The following is a 20,412-nucleotide window of genomic DNA, read 5'->3' on the forward strand; positions in this document are numbered from 1 at the left end:
CTCACCCGTTCGCCACTAATCCCCACCGAAGTGGTTCATCGTTCGACTTGCATGTGTTAAGCACGCCGCCAGCGTTCGTCCTGAGCCAGGATCAAACTCTCCGTGAATGTTTTCCCGTGATCGGGAATGACACGCACGAGAGCGGAACGGTCGGGCGGAATGAGCCCGGCCGTTCACAGCGTCCTCGCTGTGTTTGTTTCAAAGGAACCTCGTCCCGGCCGAACGGCCGGAGACGGGGTATCAACATATCTGGCGTTGATTTTTGGCACGCTGTTGAGTTCTCAAGGAACGGACGCTTCCTTTGTACTCACCCTCTCGGGCTTTCCTCCGGGCGCTTCCCTTCGGTCTTGCGTTTCCGACTCTATCAGATCTTTCCGATCCGATGTCCTCGGGGTTTCGCCTTCCGGGTTTCCGCTTTCGCGTTTCCCTTTCCGGCGGCTCCGACTCTATCAGATCTTTTTCCTTCGATCTGACCCCCGGTCAGCGGGGTTTGTCTTTCCGGCTGTTGGGCCGTTCCGACGAGGTGAGACTCTAGCGGATTCCCGGCTCCCGAGCTAATCGGGGGCCTGCACCCTTTCGAGTGCGGATTCCTCATTTCGCGAATACACATGGCAATGAGACGACGGCAGACAGAGGACTGTCGTCGATCAGGTGCGGTACTTGCGGAATGGCTGTCCGGGGCCGACCGGAGTCGGTGCTCACGTCGGACAACTCGGGGAACAGTACGGATCACGGCAGGGCGTGTCAACTCGCCCCCTCGATCGCCACCCGGCCCCCGTCTCCAGGGCGTAACCTGGCCCGCATGACGACGACGCTTGCGTACAGCCAGTCCTGGTGGGCCGCCTGACAGCGGCCGTCGTACGTATGCGCTCAACGGCCGCCGCCTCGGTGGCCGTTTTCGTTTCTCCCTCCAGGGCTTCGGCCCTCAGGACTCCGGGGGCGGCCGGCCGGGGCGGCGGTCCCGACCAGGAGACGGAGACAGGAAGCGATGACACGGGTTTTCAGTGGGATCAAACCGACCGGGCATCTGACGCTGGGGAACTACCTGGGGGCCATGCGGCGGTGGGCTGCGGTCGACCAGCACCGGGCGGACGCGTTGTTCTGCGTCGTCGACCTGCACGCGCTGACCGTGGACCACGATCCGGCACGGGTGTGCAGACTGAGCCGGCAGGCGGCGACGCTGCTGCTGGCCACCGGGGTGGATCCGGAGCTGTGCACCGTGTTCGTGCAGAGCCATGTCGACGAGCACGCCCGTCTGTCGTACCTACTGGAGTGCGTGGCGACCGACGGCGAGATGCGGCGGATGATCCAGTACAAGGAGAAGGCCGCGCTGGAACGGCGGCGGGGCGGCAGTGTGCGGCTGTCGCTGCTGACGTATCCCGTGCTGATGGCGGCGGACATCCTGGCGTACGGGACGGACGAGGTGCCGGTGGGGGACGACCAGGCTCCGCACGTGGAACTCACGCGGGATCTGGCCGTGCGGTTCAACCAGCGGTACGGGCACACCTTCACCGTGCCCCGGGCCACGCATCCTGCGGTGGCCGCGCGGGTGATGAATCTGCAGGACCCCCTGTCGAAGATGGGGAAGAGCGACGATGTCGGGCCGGGGATCGTCTATCTGCTGGACGAGCCGGACGTGGTGCGCAGGAAGGTCATGCGGGCCGTGACCGACAGCGGTACCGACGTCGTGTACGACCGCGAGGCGCGGCCCGGGGTGGCGAATCTGCTGGAGATCCTCGCGGCGTGCTCGGGCGGCGACCCGGAGACGCTCGGCGGTGCGTACGAGTCGTACGGGACGCTGAAGAGGGACACCGCGGAGGCCGTGGTCGAGGTGCTGAGGCCGTTGCGGGAGAAGCACAGGGAGTTGTGCGCGGACCCCGGTTATGTGGAAGGGGTGCTGCGGAACGGCGCGGAAAGGGCTCGCGACAGGGCACGGCCGGTCGTGGATGCCGCTTATCGGGCCATCGGTCTGCTCCCGGCGGCTGGGGGGAGCGCGGGCCGCCTCACTCGGCGGTGAGTCGTCGGTGAATGGCGTCCGCACCTCTGGGAAGCGGGGTGCGGAAGGCGACACGGTCGAGTCATGGACGTTGCGGAGAACGCGGCCCTGGTGGTCGTCGACGTGCAGCAGGGTTCGAGGACCTCGAGTTCCGGGGGCGGCGCGACCGTCCCCGGGAGGATCCGGGTCCCGGGTCCCGGATCCTCAGTCCTTGGTGCCGGAAGCCAGTTCGCGGCTGCGGTCGCGGGCGGCTTCGAGGGCGGCGATGAGGGCGGCCCGTACGCCGTGGTTCTCGAGTGCGCGGATGGCGTTGATGGTGGTGCCGGCGGGGGACGTGACGTTCTCGCGGAGCCGTACGGGGTGCTCGCCGCTGTCGCGGAGCATGGTCGCGGCGCCGATCGCGGACTGGACGATCAGGTCGTGGGCCTTGTCGCGGGGCAGGCCGAGCAGGATGCCGGCGTCCGTCATGGCCTCGACCAGGTAGTAGAAGTACGCCGGGCCGGAGCCGGACAGGGCGGTGCAGGCGTCCTGCTGCGACTCCGGGACACGGAGCGTCTTGCCGACGGAGCCGAAGATCTCCTCGGCGTGGGCGAGGTGTTCCGGGGTGGCGTGGCTGCCGGCGGAGATGACCGACATGGCCTCGTCGACCAGGGCGGGGGTGTTCGTCATGACGCGGACGACCGGGGTGCCGGCGGCGAGGCGGTCCTCGTAGAAGGAGGTGGGGATACCGGCGGCGCCGCTGATGACCAGGCGGTCGGCGGGGATGTGCGGGGCCAGCTCGTCGAGGAGGGTTCCCATGTCCTGCGGTTTGACCGTGAGGATCAGGGTGTCGGCGGTCTTGGCGGCTTCGGGGTTGGAGACCGGGGTGACTCCGTGGCGGGCGCGGAGTTCGTCGGCCCGCTCCTGGCGGCGGGTGGTGACCAGGAGGTCGGCGGGGGCCCAGCCGGCGCGGATCATTCCGCTGAGCAGGGCTTCACCGATCTTGCCGGTGCCGAGGACTGCGACTTTCTGAACCATGGCGGGGGATGACCTCCGGGGTGCGCGTCGTCCTGGTGCGTCGTCCCGGTCATCCTCGCACTCGGAGGGCGCGGGCGCGGGGCGGTGTCCGCTGGGCGGACGGTGCGCGGACGTGGGTGCCCGGGACGCGTCAGACCGTCCTGCGGCGGAGGGTCGCCGCGCCGAGGCCGAGCACCAGCAGGGCACAGCCGGCGACGATCAGGATGTCGCGTACGAAGGCGGCGGTCATGTCCGTGTGCCGGAGGACCTCGTTCATGCCGTCGACGGCGTAGGACATGGGCAGGACGTCGGAGACGGCCTCCAGGACGGGGTGCATGTTCTCGCGTGCGGTGAACAGTCCGCACAGCAGGAGCTGGGGGAAGATCACTGCAGGCATGAACTGCACCGCCTGGAATTCCGAGGCCGCGAAGGCCGAGACGAAGAGACCGAGGGCTGTGCCGAGGAGGGCGTCGAGCAGGGCCACCAGGAGCAGCAGCCACGGGCTGCCGAGGACGTCGAGTCCCAGGAACCAGACCGCCAGCGCGGTGGCCAGGGCGGACTGGACGATCGCGATCGCGCCGAAGGCGAGGGCGTAGCCGGCGATCAGGTCGCCCTTGCCGAGTGGCATGGAGAGGAGGCGTTCGAGGGTGCCGGAGGTGCGCTCGCGCAGGGTGGCGATCGAGGTGACCAGGAACATCGTGATCAGCGGGAAGATCCCGAGGAGCGAGGCGCCGATGGTGTCGAAGGTGCGCGGGCTGGCGTCGAAGACGTAGCGGAGCAGGAACAGCATCAGGCAGGGGACGAGCAGCATCAGCGCGATCGTGCGCGGGTCGTGGCGGAGCTGGCGCAGGACCCGGGCGGCGGTGGAGAGGGTGCGCGAGGCGTTCAGGGCGCTCGTCGCGGCAGGGGGCGCGGTGGGGGGAAGCGTCGTCGTACGGGGGGTGCTCATCACGAGGTCTCCTTCGTGCTGCTTGCCGCGACGGCCGCGTCCACCAGGTGCAGGAAGGCCGCTTCGACGGTGTCGGATCCGGTGCCGGTGCGCAGGGCGTCGGGGGTGTCGTCGGCGAGGATCTCGCCCGCGCGCATGAGCAGGAGACGGTCGCAGCGCTCGGCCTCGTCCATGACGTGGGAGGAGATCAGCAGGCCGGCGCCCCGTTCGGCGGCGAGGGCGTGGAAGAGCTGCCAGAGGTCCCGGCGCAGGACGGGGTCGAGACCGACCGTGGGTTCGTCGAGGACCAGGAGCTCGGGGGTGCCGAGGAGGGCGACGGCGAGGGAGACGCGGCTGCGCTGGCCGCCGGAGAGGGTGCCGGCGAGGGCGTCGGCGTGGGTGGTGAGGTCCACGTCGGCGATGACCCGGGTGACGTTGTCCCGGCGGCGGTCTGCGGCGTTGGAGGTCCGCCCGCGCGAGCGAATTCGGGCGTGGGGGAGGCCGGGGTCGAGGATCGAGGCGAAGTAATCGAGGTTCTGCCGGACCGTCAGGTCGTCGTAGACCGAGGGGGCCTGGGTGACGTAGCCGACGCGGGTGCGCAGGGTGGGGTGGCCCGCGGGGAGGCCGAGCACGTCCAGTGTGCCGGTGACCTTGGCCTGGGTGCCGACGATGGCCCGCATCAGGGTCGACTTGCCGCAGCCGGAGGGGCCGAGGAGGCCGGTGACCTGCCCGCGGGGGACGGTGAAGGCGAGGCCGCGCAGGACGGTGCGGGGGCCTCGGACGACGGTGAGGTCCCGGGCCCGGACGGCGGGGCCGTGTGCGTCGGCGCCCTTGCCTGTGTCCGGGTACGGGGGGCCGGAGGAGTAATTCATCATGTGATGAATAATGCTCTCGGAGGCAGGACACGTCAAGCAGGCCGGCGGGCATGCCGAAGGGACCCGCGGCCGCGGGGGCGGCGGGCGCGTGGCGGTAACGCGTGGTGACGAGGAGGTGGTGGAGGCAGGCGGCGGGGAGCGCACCGGGAGCGGCGACATGTGCGGCTCGGTGCGGCCGGGCGGGCCGGCGGCGGCCCGCCCGGCGACGCGCGGTTACGGGCGGCGGCGCTTCCGGGGGTTGCCGGAGCGGCGGGACGTCCGGTTCTCGTACTGGGTGCGGGCCGTTTCGTACTCCTCGCGGTGGAGCCTCTCGCCGGGGGCCTCGACGAGGGAACGGAAGAAGTAGGCGAGGAGGGAGCCGATGAAGCCGATGGTGAGCAGGCCACGGAGGGACCGCAGGCGGTCCGGGTCGGGGCGCCGCTTGAACGCCTCCCAGGTGTGCCCGAACGCGAGGGCACTGCAGACCGTGAACATCACGACCATGAGGAGGGTGACGAAACCGCCGACCTCGGCGATCCGGAGACCCTGGTAGGCGATGCGCAGAACGAGGCAGGCGGCGGCCGCGGCGGCGAGCGAACCGACGGAGACGCCGATGCGGCGTGCCGGGTAGCCGCTGTCGTGGTCGACCCAGGTCGTCCCGAAGAAGCGGATGGGCTCGGGGCGGGGGCCGACGGGGGTTCCCGAGGAGCCCGCGGGGTGGTCCGGGGTGCCGTTCTCTGCGCTCACGCTTCGATTATGGCTCCGGCACCCGCACGGGCTCCGGGCGGGATCAGGCGGGATCAGCCGCAGCGCGGGGCCACGTAGCCGTCGCTGCCGGTCTTCACGTAGGCGTCCGAGACGTACTGGCCGCTGCCGATGTTGCACCAGATGTTCGACGTGCCGTAAGGGCCGGTGACGGTCGTGCCCGGACTCTGGCAGAAGATCGGCACCTGCGCGCCCACGGGCAGGGTGCGGACGATGGCGTAGTTCGTGCCCGGGCCGCTGCGGACGTTGAGCCGGTAGCCCGGCGCGACCGGGTAGTACTGCACGGCCGCCGCCGCGGCCGACTTCGCCGCTTTGGCCTTCTCTCCTTCTCCGACATGGCCGACATGGTCGACATGGTCGACTGTCATGGAAATCCTCCCCCGTTGTGCGCCCCATGCCTGCCATGGGGCCCCGTTGATACCCCGAATGCTCGTCACGCACACATGTACGTTTCTTGAACTCCCGCGTCGGCCTGCCGCCTCGGTCCCGTACGTCCCATCGACTAGGGTCTGTGCGGCGCACACGCGGACGAAGAGCACGGGGGTGGTCCCATGGCGCCACAGCGGAACGTCGGAGCGGGCGCGGAAGCGGAACTTCCCGAGTACGCCGGTCACTACCGTCTCGAGTCATGCCTCGGCTCCGGCGGAATGGGCGTGGTGCATCTGGCCCGGAGTACGTCCGGGCTGAAGCTCGCGGTGAAGGTCGTGCACGCCGAGTTCGCACGGGACCGCGAGTTCAGGGGGCGTTTCCGGCAGGAGGTCGCGGCGGCCCGGCGGGTGAGCGGCGCCTTCACCGCGCCGGTCGTCGACGCCGACCCGGAGGCCGAACGGCCCTGGATGGCGACGCTCTTCATCCCCGGCCCGACGCTCGCCCAGCATGTGAAGCGGAACGGGCCGATGCCCCCACCGCAGTTGCGCAGGCTGATGGCCGGACTCGCGGAGGGACTGCGGGACATCCACCGGGTCGGGGTCGTGCACCGCGATCTGAAACCCAGCAACGTACTGCTCGCCGAGGACGGGCCGAAGGTCATAGATTTCGGCATCTCCCGGCCGAAGGACAGTGAACTGAGGACCGAGACCGGGAAACTGATCGGCACTCCGCCCTTCATGGCGCCCGAGCAGTTCCGGCGTCCCCGTGAAGTGGGTCCCTCCGCCGACATCTTCGCGCTCGGCTCGCTCCTGGTGCACGCCGCCACCGGGCGCGGCCCCTTCGACTCCGACAGCCCGTACGTCGTCGCCTACCAGGTGGTGCACGACGATCCCGATCTGACCGGCGTGCCGGACGGGCTCGCCCCTCTGGTGCTGCGCTGCCTGGCCAAGGAACCCGAGGACCGGCCCACCCCCGACGCGTTGATGCGGGAGTTGCGGTCCGTCGCGGCCTCGTACGACACCCAGGCCTTCATGACCGCCCAGGCCTTCATACCGGCGCAGCGGACGGACCCGGAAGCGGACCCGGCGGGCGCCGTGGCCGACCGCCGTGAGGTGCCCGACGGGGAGGACGGGAACGGGACCGGGGCCGACCCCGCCGCCGCACCCGACCCCGGTCCCGACGCCACACCCGACCCCGACGCCGCACCCGACCCCGGCGCCGGCGCCGGTCCCGGCCGCCGCGGCGGCCCCTCGGCGGCCCCGCGGGGCGCGCCGCCGCCCCGCCCGCAGCGGGGGCGGGTCGGGGGCGGGGCGCTCGCCCTCGCCGTGTTCGGCACGCTCTTCTCCGTCCAGTTGCTCGGCGACGAGTCCCCGGCCCGGCAGAGAACCGCCGGCGCACGGACCACACCGGACGCGTTCCGGGCGTGGGAGGCGGCGCCGTCGGGCAGGCCGGGCAGCCCGCAGTGCTCGTACGGGGCCGAACGGTTGGTGTGTGCCCAGGCGGGGTCGGTGTTCGCCCTCGACCCCGACGACGGCCGCCTGCTGTGGCGGCACACCGCCGCGCGGACGTCGGTGAGCGGACCGCCGGTCGTCTCGGGCGGGCTCGTGCAGCCCGCCCTGGAGCCGGGCAGCGGCCCGGAGGCACTCGACCCGGCCTCGGGGAAGCCCCGGTGGCGGCAGGACACCACCGAGTACAACGGCCTGACCGGCGCCGGGGACATGCTGCTGCTCACCGGCGCCGACGGCACGGTCACCGGCATGGACAGCGCCTCGGGCGACGCGCTGTGGACCGGGCGGGTGCCGGGGCACGGCGCCCCGTACTTCCGCACGTTCGCGGGGGATCCGCTGGCCTACGTGGCGAGCACGTCGGACGACGGTTCCAGCACGCGGGTCACGGCGGTCGATCCGCGGTCCGGAGCGGTGCGCTGGGACGCCCGGCTGGAGGGGATGCTGACGCCGGTCGGCATCACGGGTGAGGCGGTCGTCCTCGCCTCCGACGACCCGGTCCTCGGCGACACCCGGGCCCTGGTCCGCTACACACCGGGCAGCGGGCAGACGCGCCGGGTGACACTGCCCGTACCGCTGGCCCAGGGGCACGGCACGGTGCACGGGGGCGTCGCCTATCTGACGGGGACCGGCGGCAGGCTGGTGGCCGTCGACATGGCCGCGCTGCGGCAGCGGTGGAGCCTGGAGACGGGTGTCGCCCGCGGGTCCGCGCCGGTCGCGGACGGGCGGCACGTCTACTTCACGGCGCCGGACGGCCGGCTGCTCGCCGTGGACGCGCGCGAGGGGCGGCTGGCCGGGCAGACGGCGCCCCGGATGGGTGACCGCCCCGACCGCGTGGCCGCCACCCTCCCGGAACCGGTGATCGCCGACGGCCACGTCCACGCCACCGCCCCCGACGGCACGGTCTTCGCTGTGGACGCCGGCGACCCGGTGGACTGGTAGGGACTGGTAGGGACTGGTAGGACCCGCGGAACACGGCAGGACCCACGGAACACCATGGCTCCGTGGGCCCCGTAGACGCCGTGGGCCCTGCGGGAGCCGGGCGGTTCAGCCCAGCTTCGACACGTCCCGCACCGCGCCCTTGTCGGCGCTGGTGGCCATCGCCGCGTACGCCTTCAGCGCCGCCGAGACCTTGCGCTCACGGTTCTTCGGGGCGTAGGCACCGTCCAGGGCCTGCTCGCGGCGGGCCAGCTCGGCGTCGTCGACCAGCAGTTCGATCGAGCGGTTCGGGATGTCGATGCGGACGCGGTCCCCGTCCTCGACCAGGGCGATGGTGCCGCCCGAGGCCGCCTCCGGGGAGGCGTGGCCGATGGAGAGGCCGGACGTACCGCCGGAGAACCGGCCGTCGGTGATCAGGGCGCAGGCCTTTCCGAGACCGCGGCTCTTCAGGTACGACGTCGGGTAGAGCATCTCCTGCATACCGGGGCCGCCCTTGGGGCCCTCATAGCGGATGACGACGACGTCGCCCTCCTTGACCTGCTTGGTGAGGATCTTCTCGACGGCCTCGTCCTGGGACTCGCAGACGACCGCCGGGCCCTCGAAGGTCCAGATCGACTCGTCGACGCCGGCCGTCTTGACCACGCAGCCGTCCACGGCGAGGTTGCCGCGCAGCACGGCCAGCCCGCCGTCCTTGGAGTACGCGTGCTCGGCGGAGCGGATGCAGCCGCCCTCGGCGTCCTCGTCGAGGGTGTCCCAGCGCTCGGACTGGGAGAACGCCTCGGCGGAGCGCACGCAGCCGGGGGCGGCGTGCCACATCTCCACGGCCTGGGGGGACGGGGAGCCGCCGCGGATGTCCCAGGTCTTCAGCCAGTCGGCCAGGGTGGGGCTGTGGACGGAGTGCACGTCCTCGTGCAGCAGGCCCGCGCGGTGCAGTTCGCCGAGCAGGGCGGGGATGCCGCCCGCGCGGTGCACGTCCTCCATGTAGTACGTACGGCTCTTGGCGACGTTCGGCGCGACCTTCGCGAGGCAGGGGACGCGGCGCGAGAGGGCGTCGATCTCGGTCAGGCCGAAGGGCACCTCCGCCTCCTGGGCGGCGGCCAGCAGGTGCAGGATGGTGTTGGTGGAACCGCCCATGGCGATGTCCAGCGCCATCGCGTTCTCGAACGCGGCGACGGTGGCGACGCTGCGGGGCAGGACCGTGTCGTCGTCCTGCTCGTAGTAGCGGCGGGTGATGTCCATGACCGTGCGGGCGGCGTTCTCGTAGAGCGCCCTGCGGGCCGTGTGGGTGGCGAGGACCGAGCCGTTGCCCGGGAGGGACAGGCCGATGGCCTCGGTGAGGCAGTTCATCGAGTTGGCGGTGAACATGCCGGAGCAGGAGCCGCAGGTCGGACAGGCGTTCTCCTCGATGCGCAGGACGTCGGCGTCGGAGATCTTGTCGTTGGCGGCGTCCACCATCGCGTCGATCAGGTCCAGCGTGCGGACCGTGCCGTCGACCAGCGTCGCCCGGCCGGCCTCCATCGGGCCGCCGGAGACGAAGACCGTCGGGATGTTCAGCCGCAGGGCGGCGTTGAGCATGCCCGGGGTGATCTTGTCGCAGTTGGAGATGCAGATCAGGGCGTCCGCGCAGTGGGCCTCGACCATGTACTCCACGCTGTCCGCGATCAGGTCGCGGGAGGGCAGTGAGTACAGCATGCCGCCGTGGCCCATCGCGATGCCGTCGTCGACGGCGATCGTGTTGAACTCGCGCGGGATGCCGCCGGCCGCGACGACCGCCTCGCTGACGATCCGGCCGACCGGCGCGAGGTGGGTGTGGCCGGGGACGAACTCCGTGAAGCTGTTGGCGACGGCGATGATCGGCTTCCGGCCGATGTCCGCACCCGGTACACCGGAGGCGCGCATCAGGGCGCGCGCGCCCGCCATGTTGCGGCCGTGGGTGACTGTGCGGGACCTCAGCTCGGGCATCGTCGCTCGCTCCTTCAGACCTTCTCGGGGTGCCGTGTCAGGGACTTCTGGCTGTCGTCGAGCGTACGCCCGTCATCCAGTGGGCGGGACGGGGTGTCCGCCATGCGGGATACGCATCTCAGTGCGAGGGTGACACGAGGACCGCGGGACGGGAACTGCGGTACGGGGATGGGGCGCGGTGCGTCAGCGGCCGGTGAGGTGGCCCTGGACCACCGGCGCCACCCGTCCGATGATCTGCTCGGGGTCGGCCGAGGCCAGCGGTTCCACCTTCATCACGTACCGGATCATCGCGATCCCGACCAGCTGGGCGGCGGCGAGTTCGGCCCTCAGCTCCGCGTCCGGCAGGTCCAGCTGCCCCGCGATACGGCGCAGCAGCTGACCGGCGACCAGGCGGCGGAAGACACCGGCGGCGGTCTCGTTGTTCACGGCGGACCGGATGATCGCGAGCAGCGGGGCCCGGGTCACCGGGTTCTCCCACAACCCGAGGATCATCCGGGTCATCCGCTCCCCGACCTCCTCCAACGGAGCGTCGAGGACCGCCTGGCGGCCCTCGAGCGCCGGGGCGAAGGCGACCTCGACGGCCGCCTCGAACACCTGCTCCTTGGTGCCGAAGTAGTGGTGCACGAGCGCGGAGTCGACCCCGGCCGACTTGGCGATACCCCGTACGGATGTCTTGTCGTACCCCCGTTCGGAGAACTCCTCGCGGGCCGCGTCCAGGATGCGGTCACGGGTGCCGGCCGACTCCGTGCGCGGGGGCCGGCCGCGGCGCCGGGGGGCGGTGACCTTGCCGCCAGGGGACGGGACAGGGCCTGGCGCGTCCGGGCCGCCGGGAGACACCTCCTGGCCGCCGGGCACGCCGACGCCGGTCATCGGCGCGGCGTCCGCAGCGCCGAGGCCGCCGACGCCAGGTGCAGACGGGTGAACGCCAGCGCCTCCGCCAGGTCGGCCTCGCGCTCGGCGCCGGACATGGCGCGGCGGGTGTTGACCTCGACGACGACATGTCCGTCGAAACCGCCAAGGGCGAGGCGCTCCAGCACCTCGGCGCAGGGCTGGTCACCGCGGCCGGGCACGAGGTGCTCGTCCTTGGCCGAGCCCCGGCCGTCGGCGAGGTGGAGGTGACCGAGGCGGTCGCCCATGCGGTCGAGCATCCCGAGGGTGTCGGTGCGGGATGTCGAGGCGTGGCTGAGATCCATCGTGAAGTGGCGGTAGTCGTCCTTGGTGACGTCCCAGTCGGGGGCGTAGGCGAGCATCTCGCGGTCGCGGTAGCGCCACGGGTACATGTTCTCGACGGCGAACCGCACGTCCGTCTCGTCCGCCATCCGCCAGATTCCGTCGACGAAGTCACGGGCGTACTGGCGCTGCCAGCGGAACGGCGGATGGACGACGACCGTGGCGGCGCCGAGCCTCTCGGCGGCGGAACGGGCCCGCTGGAGCTTGGTCCAGGGGTCGGTGGACCACACGCGCTGCGTGATGAGCAGGCAGGGGGCGTGCACGGCGAGGACGGGAATGCGGTGGTAGTCGCTGAGCCGGCGCAGCGCCTCGATGTCCTGGCTGACCGGATCGGTCCACACCATGACCTCGACACCGTCGTACCCGAGGCGTGCGGCGATCTCGAAGGCCGTCGCCGTCGACTCCGGATAGACGGAGGCCGTCGACAGAGCGACCTTCGCATCCGGGATGCGCACCGCTGGATCTGCCACGAGGGACAGCGTACGGGGTGTGTTCGACGGGCGGGACGTGGACGGCGGGCTTCGGCCGGGGTCCGTCCGGCGTGGCCGCGGCCACGTGTCCGCAGGGCACGGGGCGCTTCGGCCGTCCGACGGACCCCTGGCCCGGACGGCCGCCGTGTGATCGAGCCCACCGCACACCGCCGCACGGCCCGGCCCACCGCACGGCCCGACCCACCGGCCACCGCCACACGGCCCGACCCACCGCACGGCCCGACCCACCGGCCACCGCCACACGGCCCGACCCACCGCACACCGGCGAAGGCTCCGGCCCGCCGGCCCCGCGCGGTGGGTGTCCACCTCGCGCCGGTACGCCGCCCCCTCGCACGGAATGCCCCTACGCGGGCCCCATGTGGTCCAGGCGGCGCAGGATGACGCCCTCGCGCAGCGCCCAGGGGCAGACCTCCACGGACTCCACCCTGAACAGGTCCATCGCGGCCTCCGCGACCAGCGCCCCGGCGACCAGCTGGCCCGCGCGCGCCTCGGAGACACCCGGCAGCTCGGCGCGCTCGGCGGTGGTCATCGCGGACAGCCTCGACACCCACCCCTCCAGTGACTGGCGCTTCAGCTCGCGCGGGACGTACGGGCCCTCGGCGGAGCGGGCGGCTCCCGCGATGCGGGCGAGCTGCTTGAAGGTCTTGGAGGTGGCCACCACGTGGTCCGGCGGGCCGAGGCGGCTGAACTCGCCGACCGTACGGGCGATCTCCGTGCGGACGTGCCGGCGCAGCGCCCGGACGTCGTCCGGCGCCGGCGGGTCGCCGGGCAGCCGGGTGCCCGTGAGGCGGCCGGCGCCCAGCGGCAGCGACACCGCGGCGTCGGGTTCCTCGTCCATACCGAAGGCGATCTCCAGTGAGCCACCGCCGATGTCGATGACCAGCAGCTTTCCCGCCGACCAGCCGAACCAGCGGCGGGCGGCGAGGAAGGTCAGCCGGGCCTCCTCCGGGCCGGTGAGGACCTGGAGTTCGACTCCGGTCTCCCTCCGCACGCGTTCCAGGACCTCACCGGCGTTGCGGGCGTCGCGCACCGCCGAGGTCGCGAACGGCAGCAGTTCCTCGACGCCCTTGTCCTCGGCGGCCCGGAGCGCGTCGCGGATGACCCGGACCACCCGGTCCAGACCGCCGGGGCCGATCGCGCCGTCGGCGTCCAGCAGCTGGGCCAGGCGCAGCTCCGCCTTGTGGGAGTACGCGGGCAGTGGACACGCGCCGGGGTGCGCGTCCACCACCAGCAGATGCACCGTGTTCGAACCCACGTCGAGGACACCGAGTCTCATGTGCGGAACGCTACTGCCCGTCGCACGGCCGGAACCCTGCTCCGGAGCACTTGGTCCGGTACGGGACGGTGATCCGGGCGACTTACCCTGGACGGGTGCCAAAGACGAAAAAGGCGAAGGCCGAGAAGACGGACAAGAAGACCGAACAGGCCAAGACCGCCCAATCGGTCGGCGGCCCGCCAGGGGTGCCGCCGAACGACGAGAAGGGTCTCGACTTCGCCCGGGCGTGGGTGGAGTTCCCCGATCCGGCGGACGAGGAGCAGGTGTTCCGCTGCGATCTGACGTGGCTGACCTCTCGCTGGAACTGTGTCTTCGGCAGCGGTTGCCAGGGCATCCAGGCGGGCCGTGCGGACGACGGATGCTGCACCCTGGGGGCGCATTTCTCGGACGAGGACGACGAGAAGCGGGTCGCGGCGCATGTGGCGAGGCTCACGCCGGACATCTGGCAGCACCACGACGAGGGCACCCGGGGCGGCTGGGTCTTCGAGGACGAGGACGGCGACCGCCAGACGCGCCCCTTCGAGGGCTCGTGCATCTTCCAGAACCGGCCGGGCTTCGCCGGCGGCATGGGCTGTTCGCTGCACATCCTCGCCGTACGGGAGGGCCGCGAGCCGCTGGAGACCAAGCCGGACGTGTGCTGGCAGCTGCCCGTCCGGCGGACCTACGACTGGATCGACCGGCCCGACGACACGCGCGTACTGCAGGTGTCGATCGGCGAGTACGACCGCCGGGGCTGGGGCCCGGGCGGTCACGACCTGCACTGGTGGTGCACGTCGGCGACCTCGGCGCACGGCGCGGGCGACCCCGTGTACGTGTCCTACCGGGCGGAGCTGACCGAGCTGATGGGCAAGGCCGGTTACGACCGGCTGGCCGAGCTGTGCGAGGAGCGGCTGGCCTCGCAGCTCCCGCTGCTGGCACCGCATCCGGCGGATCCCGCCTGATCCACCCGCCGACGCGCGGGACACGGGCCACCGGTCACGGGCGCGAAAGCCACGCCGGTCACGACGCGGACGGACTCGGAGCGTCGCCGCCGCCCCTGTCACCACCGGCGTCGTCCCTCTCGTCCCCGGTGGGCGGGGGCCTCGTGTCCGCCGGGCGGGCGGGGACTGCCGGGCCTCCGGGCGCCGGTTCCGTCGGCGCCGGGCCGGGTGACGGGGGCGGGTCGCTCGGGGCGGGCTCCGAGGGGGGCGGTGCCGCGGGCGTCGGTGCCGGGGACGACGGCGCAGGGCCGCCCGGGTCTCCGGGGCTCGGGCTCGGGCTCGGATTGCCCGGGGGACCGGGGTGCACCGTTCCCGGACTGCCGGGGCCGCCGGGACTGCCGGCGCCTTCGGAGTGACCGGGGAGCGGGGGGTCCGGGAAGGACGGGCCGGAGGCGTCGCCGTGGCCGTCGATGGTCACCACGGCGCCGGTGGGCGAGAACGCCACCCGCGCGCTCCAGCGGCCGGACGGCTCGCGCAACTGGTCGACGTGCACCCTGACCGTCAGTGACTGTCCCGCCCGGAGCGTTCCCGACGACTGGCTCAGGTAGAGCCAGGGCGCCCCCGCCGACGCGGACCAGTGGACCGGCGCGGCGCCCGCGGTGAGCGTGATCAGTGTGGTGTCGCCGCCGTGACCGGCGGTGACGACCAGCACGGAGGCACCCTGGTGGCCGACGCCGGCGACCCCGACGACCTCCACGGACACGTCCGCCCTGCCGTTCCCGCGGTTCTCGCCGCTCCTGCCGCTCTTGCCGTCCCTGCCGAAGGGGCCCCGGGGCCGCGTGCCCGCGTTGCCGGTGTTCTCGTAGCCGCCCGGGCCGTCGAGGCGGACGGGCGAGTCGTCCTCCCGCGCGGAGGCCGACCGGCCGTCCCGGGCCTCGCCGACAGGGGTGCTCCGGTGGGCGGCGTACAGCGCGAGCACGGGCGCGGCGACGACGGTGGCGACGACGGTCGTGGTGACCGCACGCGCGCGCAGCCGGTCCCGGCGGGCGACGCGGTCCTTGGGGTCCATCGGGAAGCCGCGCCGGTCGAAGCGCGGCACGCCGCGCCGCGCGCGCGGATGGTGCGCGAGGGCGGTGCGCAGGGCCGCTCCGGGGGCCGGAAGGACGGGCAGGGCGTCGGGGGTGACGCAGTTGCCGGGCCAGCGGCCGGGGATGGCGCGGCCTGCGGTGCGGCGGCAGTGCGGGCAGTCGTCGACGTGCCGGACGAGTTCGCGGCGCAGTGCGCTGCTGAGGACGAGCCGGCTGTCGCCGGTGAGATGCGCCACTCCCCGGCAGGCGCCGGTCTCGACGACGGCGAGCGCCGCGCGGGTGCGCTCGACCTCGCAGGCGGCGGAGGCGAGGAGCTCGCGGGCTGCGCCCGGTTGCATGCCGAGCACGGCGGCGACCTCGTGGGCCCCGAGGTGGTGCCGGACGGCGAGTTCGAGCGCCTCGCGCTGCTGCGGCGTGGTGCCCGCGGCCTCCGGCCAGGCGAGCAGGGACAGGTCACGGCGGCGCTGCTCCCGCACCTCCTCGGAGACGACAGGGGCGGCGGCGGTCCGCGCCGCCCGCTGCCGGCCGGTCCGGCCCACCACGTGGGTGACCTGGTGTTTCTGCCGGGCCTCGGCCAGCTTGCGCAGGCAGGCCCAGCGGGCCAGCGCGTACAGCCACGCCCTGCGGTCCCCGGGCGCCTCCGGGACGTGCCGGCCGCGGCGCTCCGCGAGCGTGAGGGCGTCGGCCAGGGCGGCGGTCGCCGCGTCGTGGTCGCACAGCACCGACAGGCAGTAGGTGAACAGGCCGTCCAGATACGGTTCGTGGCAGGTGGACGGCCGGTGTGCCAGCGCGCGCGCGGCCCCGCGGTCGCGCACCTCCCGGTGCGCCCGGTGTGCGCCGGTCGTGCGGGTCGGGATCTCCGGGCCACTGCTCGTCATTCGGCGACCGTAGGCGGCCGGGGGCGGCACCTTCCGGAGCCCTGCGCACTTTTAATCCGTACGGGTGAAACGATCCCTCAATCGAGGACGGAAACCCTTCGCTCCACGGACGGGGCGGGGCGATCGACCCGGCCCCGGGCGCGGCGACCGGGCCGGTCACCGGACTCCGGGCGCCGGACTGTCAGTGCCGGGCGCTACGGTTCCCACCATGGCTGCCCGTTCCAAGACCACCAAGGACCGACCGTCCTACCGCTGCACCGAGTGCGGCTGGCAGACGGCGAAGTGGCTCGGCCGCTGCCCCGAGTGCCAGGCCTGGGGGACGGTCGAGGAGTACGGCGTGCCCGCGGTCCGTACGACGGCGCCGGGGCGGGTCACCACCTCCGCCGTGCCCATCGGCCAGGTCGACGGCCGGCAGGCCACGGCCCGTTCCACCGGCGTCCCCGAGCTGGACCGGGTGCTCGGCGGCGGGCTGGTCCCCGGCGCGGTGGTGCTCGTCGCGGGCGAGCCGGGTGTCGGCAAGTCCACACTCCTGCTGGACGTCGCCGCCAAGTCGGCGAGCGACGAGCACCGCACGCTCTATGTCACGGGCGAGGAGTCGGCGAGCCAGGTCCGGCTGCGCGCCGACCGGATCCACGCCATCGACGACCACCTGTATCTCGCCGCCGAGACGGATCTGTCCGCCGTCCTCGGCCATCTGGACGCGGTGAAGCCGTCCCTGCTGATCCTCGACTCGGTGCAGACGGTCGCCTCCCCGGAGCTCGACGGCGCACCGGGCGGCATGGCCCAGGTGCGGGAGGTGGCGGGCGCGCTGATCCGCGCCTCGAAGGAGCGCGGGATGTCCACGCTGCTGGTGGGCCATGTCACCAAGGACGGCGCGATCGCGGGCCCGCGCCTGCTGGAGCATCTGGTGGACGTCGTCCTGCACTTCGAGGGCGACCGGCACGCGCGCCTGCGTCTGGTCCGAGGCGTCAAGAACCGCTACGGCACCACCGACGAGGTGGGCTGCTTCGAACTGCACGACGAGGGCATCACGGGCCTGGCCGACCCCAGCGGGCTGTTCCTGACCCGCCGCGCGGAGCCGGTGCCGGGCACCTGTCTGACGGTGACGCTGGAGGGCCGCCGCCCCTTGGTCGCGGAAGTGCAGGCGCTCACCGTCGACTCGCAGATCCCCTCCCCCCGCCGCACCACGTCCGGGCTGGAGACCTCGCGCGTCTCGATGATGCTCGCCGTGCTGGAACAGCGCGGCCGCATCAGCGCCTTGGGCAAGCGGGACATCTACTCCGCGACGGTCGGCGGGGTACGGCTCTCCGAGCCGGCGGCGGATCTGGCGATCGCGCTGGCCCTGGCGTCGGCGGCGAGTGACACCCCGTTGCCCAAGAACCTGGTCGCGATCGGCGAGGTCGGCCTCGCGGGCGAGGTCAGACGGGTGACGGGGGTGCAGCGCAGGCTCTCCGAAGCACACCGTCTGGGCTTCACGCACGCGCTCGTGCCGGGCGATCCGGGCAAGATCCCGTCAGGCATGAAGGTTCTGGAAGTCGCGGACATAGGGGATGCTCTGCGCGTCCTTCCGCGTTCGCCTCGCCGGGACGCCCCACGGGACGAGGAGGACCGCCGGTAGACTTTGCCCTGGTCTCGCCCGTCCGTACGAACCGAGTGCGTGGGGATCTCCCGTTCGGACCAGGCCGGACAGGGAGCGGGGCATGATCCAAGCGGGAGACCCCGGACAGGGGCGCCCCAGACACCGCGACCGGAGGAGTGCAGTGGCAGCCAACGACCGGGCAGCAACTCCCGGAAAGTCCGGCGGGAGTACCGGCTCCGATCGCCTGATGCGCGCCTCGCTGAGCGCCGTGGCGCCCGGTACCGCCCTGCGTGACGGCCTGGAGCGGGTCCTCAGGGGCAACACCGGCGGCCTCATCGTGCTCGGTTCCGACAAGATCGTCGAGACACTGTGCAGCGGCGGTTTCGTCCTGGACGTCGAGTTCACCGCGACCCGGCTGCGCGAGCTGTGCAAGCTCGACGGCGGCATAGTCCTGTCGTCCGACCTGTCGAAGATCCTGCGGGCGGGCGTCCAGCTGGTGCCGGACCCGACGATCCCGACCGAGGAGACGGGCACGCGGCACCGCACCGCCGACCGGGTCTCCAGGCAGGTCGGCTTTCCGGTCGTCTCGGTCTCCCAGTCGATGCGCCTGATCGCGCTCTACGTCGACGGCCACCGCCGCGTCCTGGAGGACTCGGCGGCGATCCTGTCCCGCGCCAACCAGGCACTCGCGACGCTGGAGCGCTACAAGCTCCGTCTCGACGAGGTCGCCGGCACGCTGTCGGCACTGGAGATCGAGGACCTGGTGACCGTGCGGGACGTCTCGGCGGTCGCACAGCGGCTGGAGATGGTGCGCCGCATCGCCACCGAAATCGCCGAATACGTGGTGGAACTGGGCACCGACGGCCGCCTCCTCTCCCTTCAGCTGGACGAGTTGATCGCGGGGGTGGAGCCGGAGCGCGAGCTGGTCGTGCGGGACTACGTGCCCGAGCCCACCGCCAAGCGCTCCCGCACGGTCGACCAGGCCCTGCACGACCTGAACGGTCTTCCCCAGGCGGAACTGCTGGACCTGCCCACGGTCGCCCGGGCCCTGGGCTACACCGGCTCCCCCGAGACCCTGGACTCGGCCGTGTCCCCGCGCGGCTTCCGGCTCCTCGCCAAGGTGCCGAGGCTGCCCGGCGCGATCATCGACCGTCTGGTGGAGCACTTCGGCGGCCTGCAGAAGCTGCTGGCCGCCAGCGTGGACGACCTCCAGGCGGTGGACGGCGTCGGCGAGGCCCGCGCCCGCAGCGTCCGGGAGGGCCTGTCGCGGCTGGCGGAGAGCTCGATCCTGGAACGGTACGTCTAGGGCGTGGGAGCGGAAGCGTCGTCGCCCGAGAGGCGGCCGCGCGGCGTCATGGACCCCGCTCGGGCGAAGCCGAGAGCTCGGGGGAGCGTGCTCGGGGCGTGCCGCCCGGAAGCCCTCGTACCGGGCGGGCGTGCCCGGGCTCTCGTCCGGTACGGCGGGAGCGCGTACCGGGCGCCGCGCGGCAGGCACCCCTTTCGCCACAGGCCCCGGGACCTGTGGCACGGCCTCCGGCCTGCCGGCGGGCCGTGCCGGCCCCGCGACTTCGGCTCGGACGGGTGTCAGGCGCTCTTCAGCACGAAGGAGGTCTGCACCTTCGTGAATCCCGGTGTCTTCGCCTCGACCAGGTACGTACCCGCCCCGGCCGCCCCGGCCGGCGGCGTCGCGCACTGCGGGGCGCTCGGCTTGCGGTCCCACTTCACGGTGTACGTGATGCTGTCGTCCGCGGGCACCCGGAACACCAGGCGCCCCGCGCCCTTGGGGCAGTCGTCCGACGCCCAGTACGTGTCGTCGGCGGTCGCCTGAGTGATCGTCAGCACCGTGCTCTTCGGACCGAGGTCGACCTTGCAGTCGCTGCCGGAGATGTTCCGCGCGGTCAGTCGGAAAGTGGGCGTCCCGTCGGGCTCGTAGGAGTTGCGGACGCTGCTCAGGCTGAACTTGACGGCGGTCGCCGTGCAGTTGGGGAGCCCGGAGCCGGCCGGCAGCGCATCGCTCGCACCGACCCCCGCCGTACCGCCCCCGGAACCGCCCCCGGCCTCGCCGCCCCCGTCCCCGTCCGGACCATCCCCGTCCGAACCATCCCCGTCCGAACCACCGGAGTCCGAACCACCGGAGTCACCGGGGTCGCCGTTCGCCCCGTCGTCCCCCTCCCCCGTGCCCCTGCCGGACGAGGAGCCTCCCGAGTCCTCGTCACCGGACTCGTCACGGCCGCCCGGCGCCTGGCTGATCGCCGGCCCCGAACTCGACGGACCCGGGGTGATGGTGGAGGGCGTGGGATTCTTGCCGTTGGCCCCGTTGTCGTGCCCGCCGTCGTCCCCGCCGCCGGAGACGACGACCCAGGTGACCAGCAACGCCAACACGCCGAGCAAGGACAGCAGTACGGCCCTCCTACGCCAGTAGATGGAGGAGGGAAGCGGCCCGACCGGATTGCGCAGAGATCCCACGGCGCAAACTGTACGAGAAATCCGGGCCTTCGCTGGTCCCACCCGCCGCTGAGAGCCCAACTTTTCCGGATCATCATCCCGGAAACCGCCGCCCGTTCCCGCTCTTCGTCAGGCACGACACGCGAGAGTCGCGGAGTGTGATCACGGGGACGCCCATCTCACGGTCCGTG

Annotated in this window: 16 protein-coding genes and 1 rRNA gene; 5 read left to right on the forward strand and 12 right to left on the reverse strand. The window is 72.4% G+C overall.

Going from position 1 to position 20,412, the window contains the following annotated elements; genetic code table 11:
• Window positions 1–107: ribosomal RNA gene (locus ORI94_RS30765) — 16S ribosomal RNA — on the reverse strand; the annotation flags it as partial.
• 881 nt (window positions 108–988) lie between these two features.
• On the opposite strand from ORI94_RS30765, the gene trpS reads away from it, so the two are divergent.
• Window positions 989–2,017 carry a tryptophan--tRNA ligase gene (gene trpS / locus ORI94_RS30770; protein ID WP_266081655.1) on the forward strand — a complete coding sequence of 343 codons (1,029 nt, stop codon included), beginning with the start codon at window positions 989–991 and terminating at the stop codon, window positions 2,015–2,017.
• Window positions 2,018–2,200: 183 nt separating this feature from the next.
• Here the strand turns inward: trpS and proC are convergent, their stop codons facing one another.
• The 5 genes from proC to ORI94_RS30795 all read right to left on the reverse strand — a co-directional run bounded on the left by proC (window position 2,201) and on the right by ORI94_RS30795 (window position 5,907).
• The gene (proC, locus tag ORI94_RS30775; RefSeq protein WP_266081657.1) at window positions 2,201–3,013 is read right to left on the reverse strand and encodes a pyrroline-5-carboxylate reductase; all 813 of its coding nucleotides are present in this window, start codon (window positions 3,011–3,013) and stop codon (window positions 2,201–2,203) included.
• A gap of 130 nt (window positions 3,014–3,143) precedes the next feature.
• Window positions 3,144–3,941, reverse strand: a complete 798-nt coding sequence (locus tag ORI94_RS30780; RefSeq protein WP_266081659.1) for an ABC transporter permease — start codon at window positions 3,939–3,941, stop codon at window positions 3,144–3,146.
• Complete coding sequence (locus tag ORI94_RS30785; RefSeq protein ID WP_266081661.1) at window positions 3,941–4,795, reverse strand: ABC transporter ATP-binding protein; 855 nt, start codon at window positions 4,793–4,795, stop codon at window positions 3,941–3,943. The genes ORI94_RS30780 and ORI94_RS30785 overlap by 1 nt, the downstream gene beginning before the upstream one ends.
• Before the next feature lie 213 nt (window positions 4,796–5,008).
• Window positions 5,009–5,521, reverse strand: coding sequence for an EamA/RhaT family transporter (locus tag ORI94_RS30790; protein WP_266081663.1), 513 nt, complete (start codon window positions 5,519–5,521; stop codon window positions 5,009–5,011).
• Window positions 5,522–5,574: 53 nt separating this feature from the next.
• On the reverse strand, window positions 5,575–5,907 hold the full coding sequence (locus ORI94_RS30795; RefSeq protein ID WP_266081665.1) for an SH3 domain-containing protein: 333 nt from the start codon (window positions 5,905–5,907) through the stop codon (window positions 5,575–5,577).
• Window positions 5,908–6,090: 183 nt separating this feature from the next.
• Here ORI94_RS30795 and ORI94_RS30800 point away from each other — a divergent pair, with 183 nt between their 5' ends.
• Window positions 6,091–8,355 carry a serine/threonine-protein kinase gene (locus ORI94_RS30800; RefSeq protein WP_266081666.1) on the forward strand — a complete coding sequence of 755 codons (2,265 nt, stop codon included), beginning with the start codon at window positions 6,091–6,093 and terminating at the stop codon, window positions 8,353–8,355.
• Window positions 8,356–8,460: 105 nt separating this feature from the next.
• Here ORI94_RS30800 and ilvD read toward each other — a convergent pair whose 3' ends face one another.
• The 4 genes from ilvD to ORI94_RS30820 all read right to left on the reverse strand — a co-directional run bounded on the left by ilvD (window position 8,461) and on the right by ORI94_RS30820 (window position 13,311).
• A complete protein-coding gene (gene ilvD / locus ORI94_RS30805) occupies window positions 8,461–10,314 on the reverse strand; it encodes a dihydroxy-acid dehydratase (protein ID WP_266081668.1) in 1,854 nt (617 codons plus the stop codon).
• 183 nt (window positions 10,315–10,497) lie between these two features.
• Window positions 10,498–11,184 (reverse strand): TetR/AcrR family transcriptional regulator, encoded by a 687-nt coding sequence (locus ORI94_RS30810; protein ID WP_266081670.1) that lies wholly within the window; start codon window positions 11,182–11,184, stop codon window positions 10,498–10,500.
• Window positions 11,181–12,014, reverse strand: a complete 834-nt coding sequence (locus ORI94_RS30815) for a sugar phosphate isomerase/epimerase family protein (protein ID WP_266081672.1) — start codon at window positions 12,012–12,014, stop codon at window positions 11,181–11,183. The genes ORI94_RS30810 and ORI94_RS30815 overlap by 4 nt, the downstream gene beginning before the upstream one ends.
• A gap of 364 nt (window positions 12,015–12,378) precedes the next feature.
• Window positions 12,379–13,311: a Ppx/GppA phosphatase family protein gene (locus ORI94_RS30820; protein WP_266081674.1), complete on the reverse strand. Its 933-nt coding sequence runs from the start codon at window positions 13,309–13,311 to the stop codon at window positions 12,379–12,381.
• Between the two features lie 95 nt (window positions 13,312–13,406).
• On the opposite strand from ORI94_RS30820, the gene ORI94_RS30825 reads away from it, so the two are divergent.
• Window positions 13,407–14,252 (forward strand): hypothetical protein, encoded by an 846-nt coding sequence (locus tag ORI94_RS30825; protein ID WP_266081676.1) that lies wholly within the window; start codon window positions 13,407–13,409, stop codon window positions 14,250–14,252.
• A gap of 58 nt (window positions 14,253–14,310) precedes the next feature.
• On the opposite strand, the gene ORI94_RS30830 is transcribed toward ORI94_RS30825, so the two are convergent.
• The gene (locus tag ORI94_RS30830) at window positions 14,311–16,197 is read right to left on the reverse strand and encodes a BACON domain-containing protein (RefSeq protein ID WP_266081678.1); all 1,887 of its coding nucleotides are present in this window, start codon (window positions 16,195–16,197) and stop codon (window positions 14,311–14,313) included.
• A 208-nt stretch (window positions 16,198–16,405) separates the two neighbouring features.
• On the opposite strand from ORI94_RS30830, the gene radA reads away from it, so the two are divergent.
• Window positions 16,406–17,815, forward strand: coding sequence for a DNA repair protein RadA (gene radA / locus ORI94_RS30835; RefSeq protein WP_266081680.1), 1,410 nt, complete (start codon window positions 16,406–16,408; stop codon window positions 17,813–17,815).
• A gap of 142 nt (window positions 17,816–17,957) precedes the next feature.
• Window positions 17,958–19,082 (forward strand): DNA integrity scanning diadenylate cyclase DisA, encoded by a 1,125-nt coding sequence (gene disA, locus ORI94_RS30840; protein ID WP_266081682.1) that lies wholly within the window; start codon window positions 17,958–17,960, stop codon window positions 19,080–19,082.
• A 278-nt stretch (window positions 19,083–19,360) separates the two neighbouring features.
• Here the strand turns inward: disA and ORI94_RS30845 are convergent, their stop codons facing one another.
• Window positions 19,361–20,242 carry a hypothetical protein gene (locus ORI94_RS30845; RefSeq protein WP_266081684.1) on the reverse strand — a complete coding sequence of 294 codons (882 nt, stop codon included), beginning with the start codon at window positions 20,240–20,242 and terminating at the stop codon, window positions 19,361–19,363.
• Window positions 20,243–20,412 lie beyond the last annotated feature (170 nt).

Source organism: Streptomyces sp. NEAU-W12 (assembly GCF_026242095.1).
Taxonomy (GTDB): Bacteria; Actinomycetota; Actinomycetes; order Streptomycetales; family Streptomycetaceae; genus Streptomyces.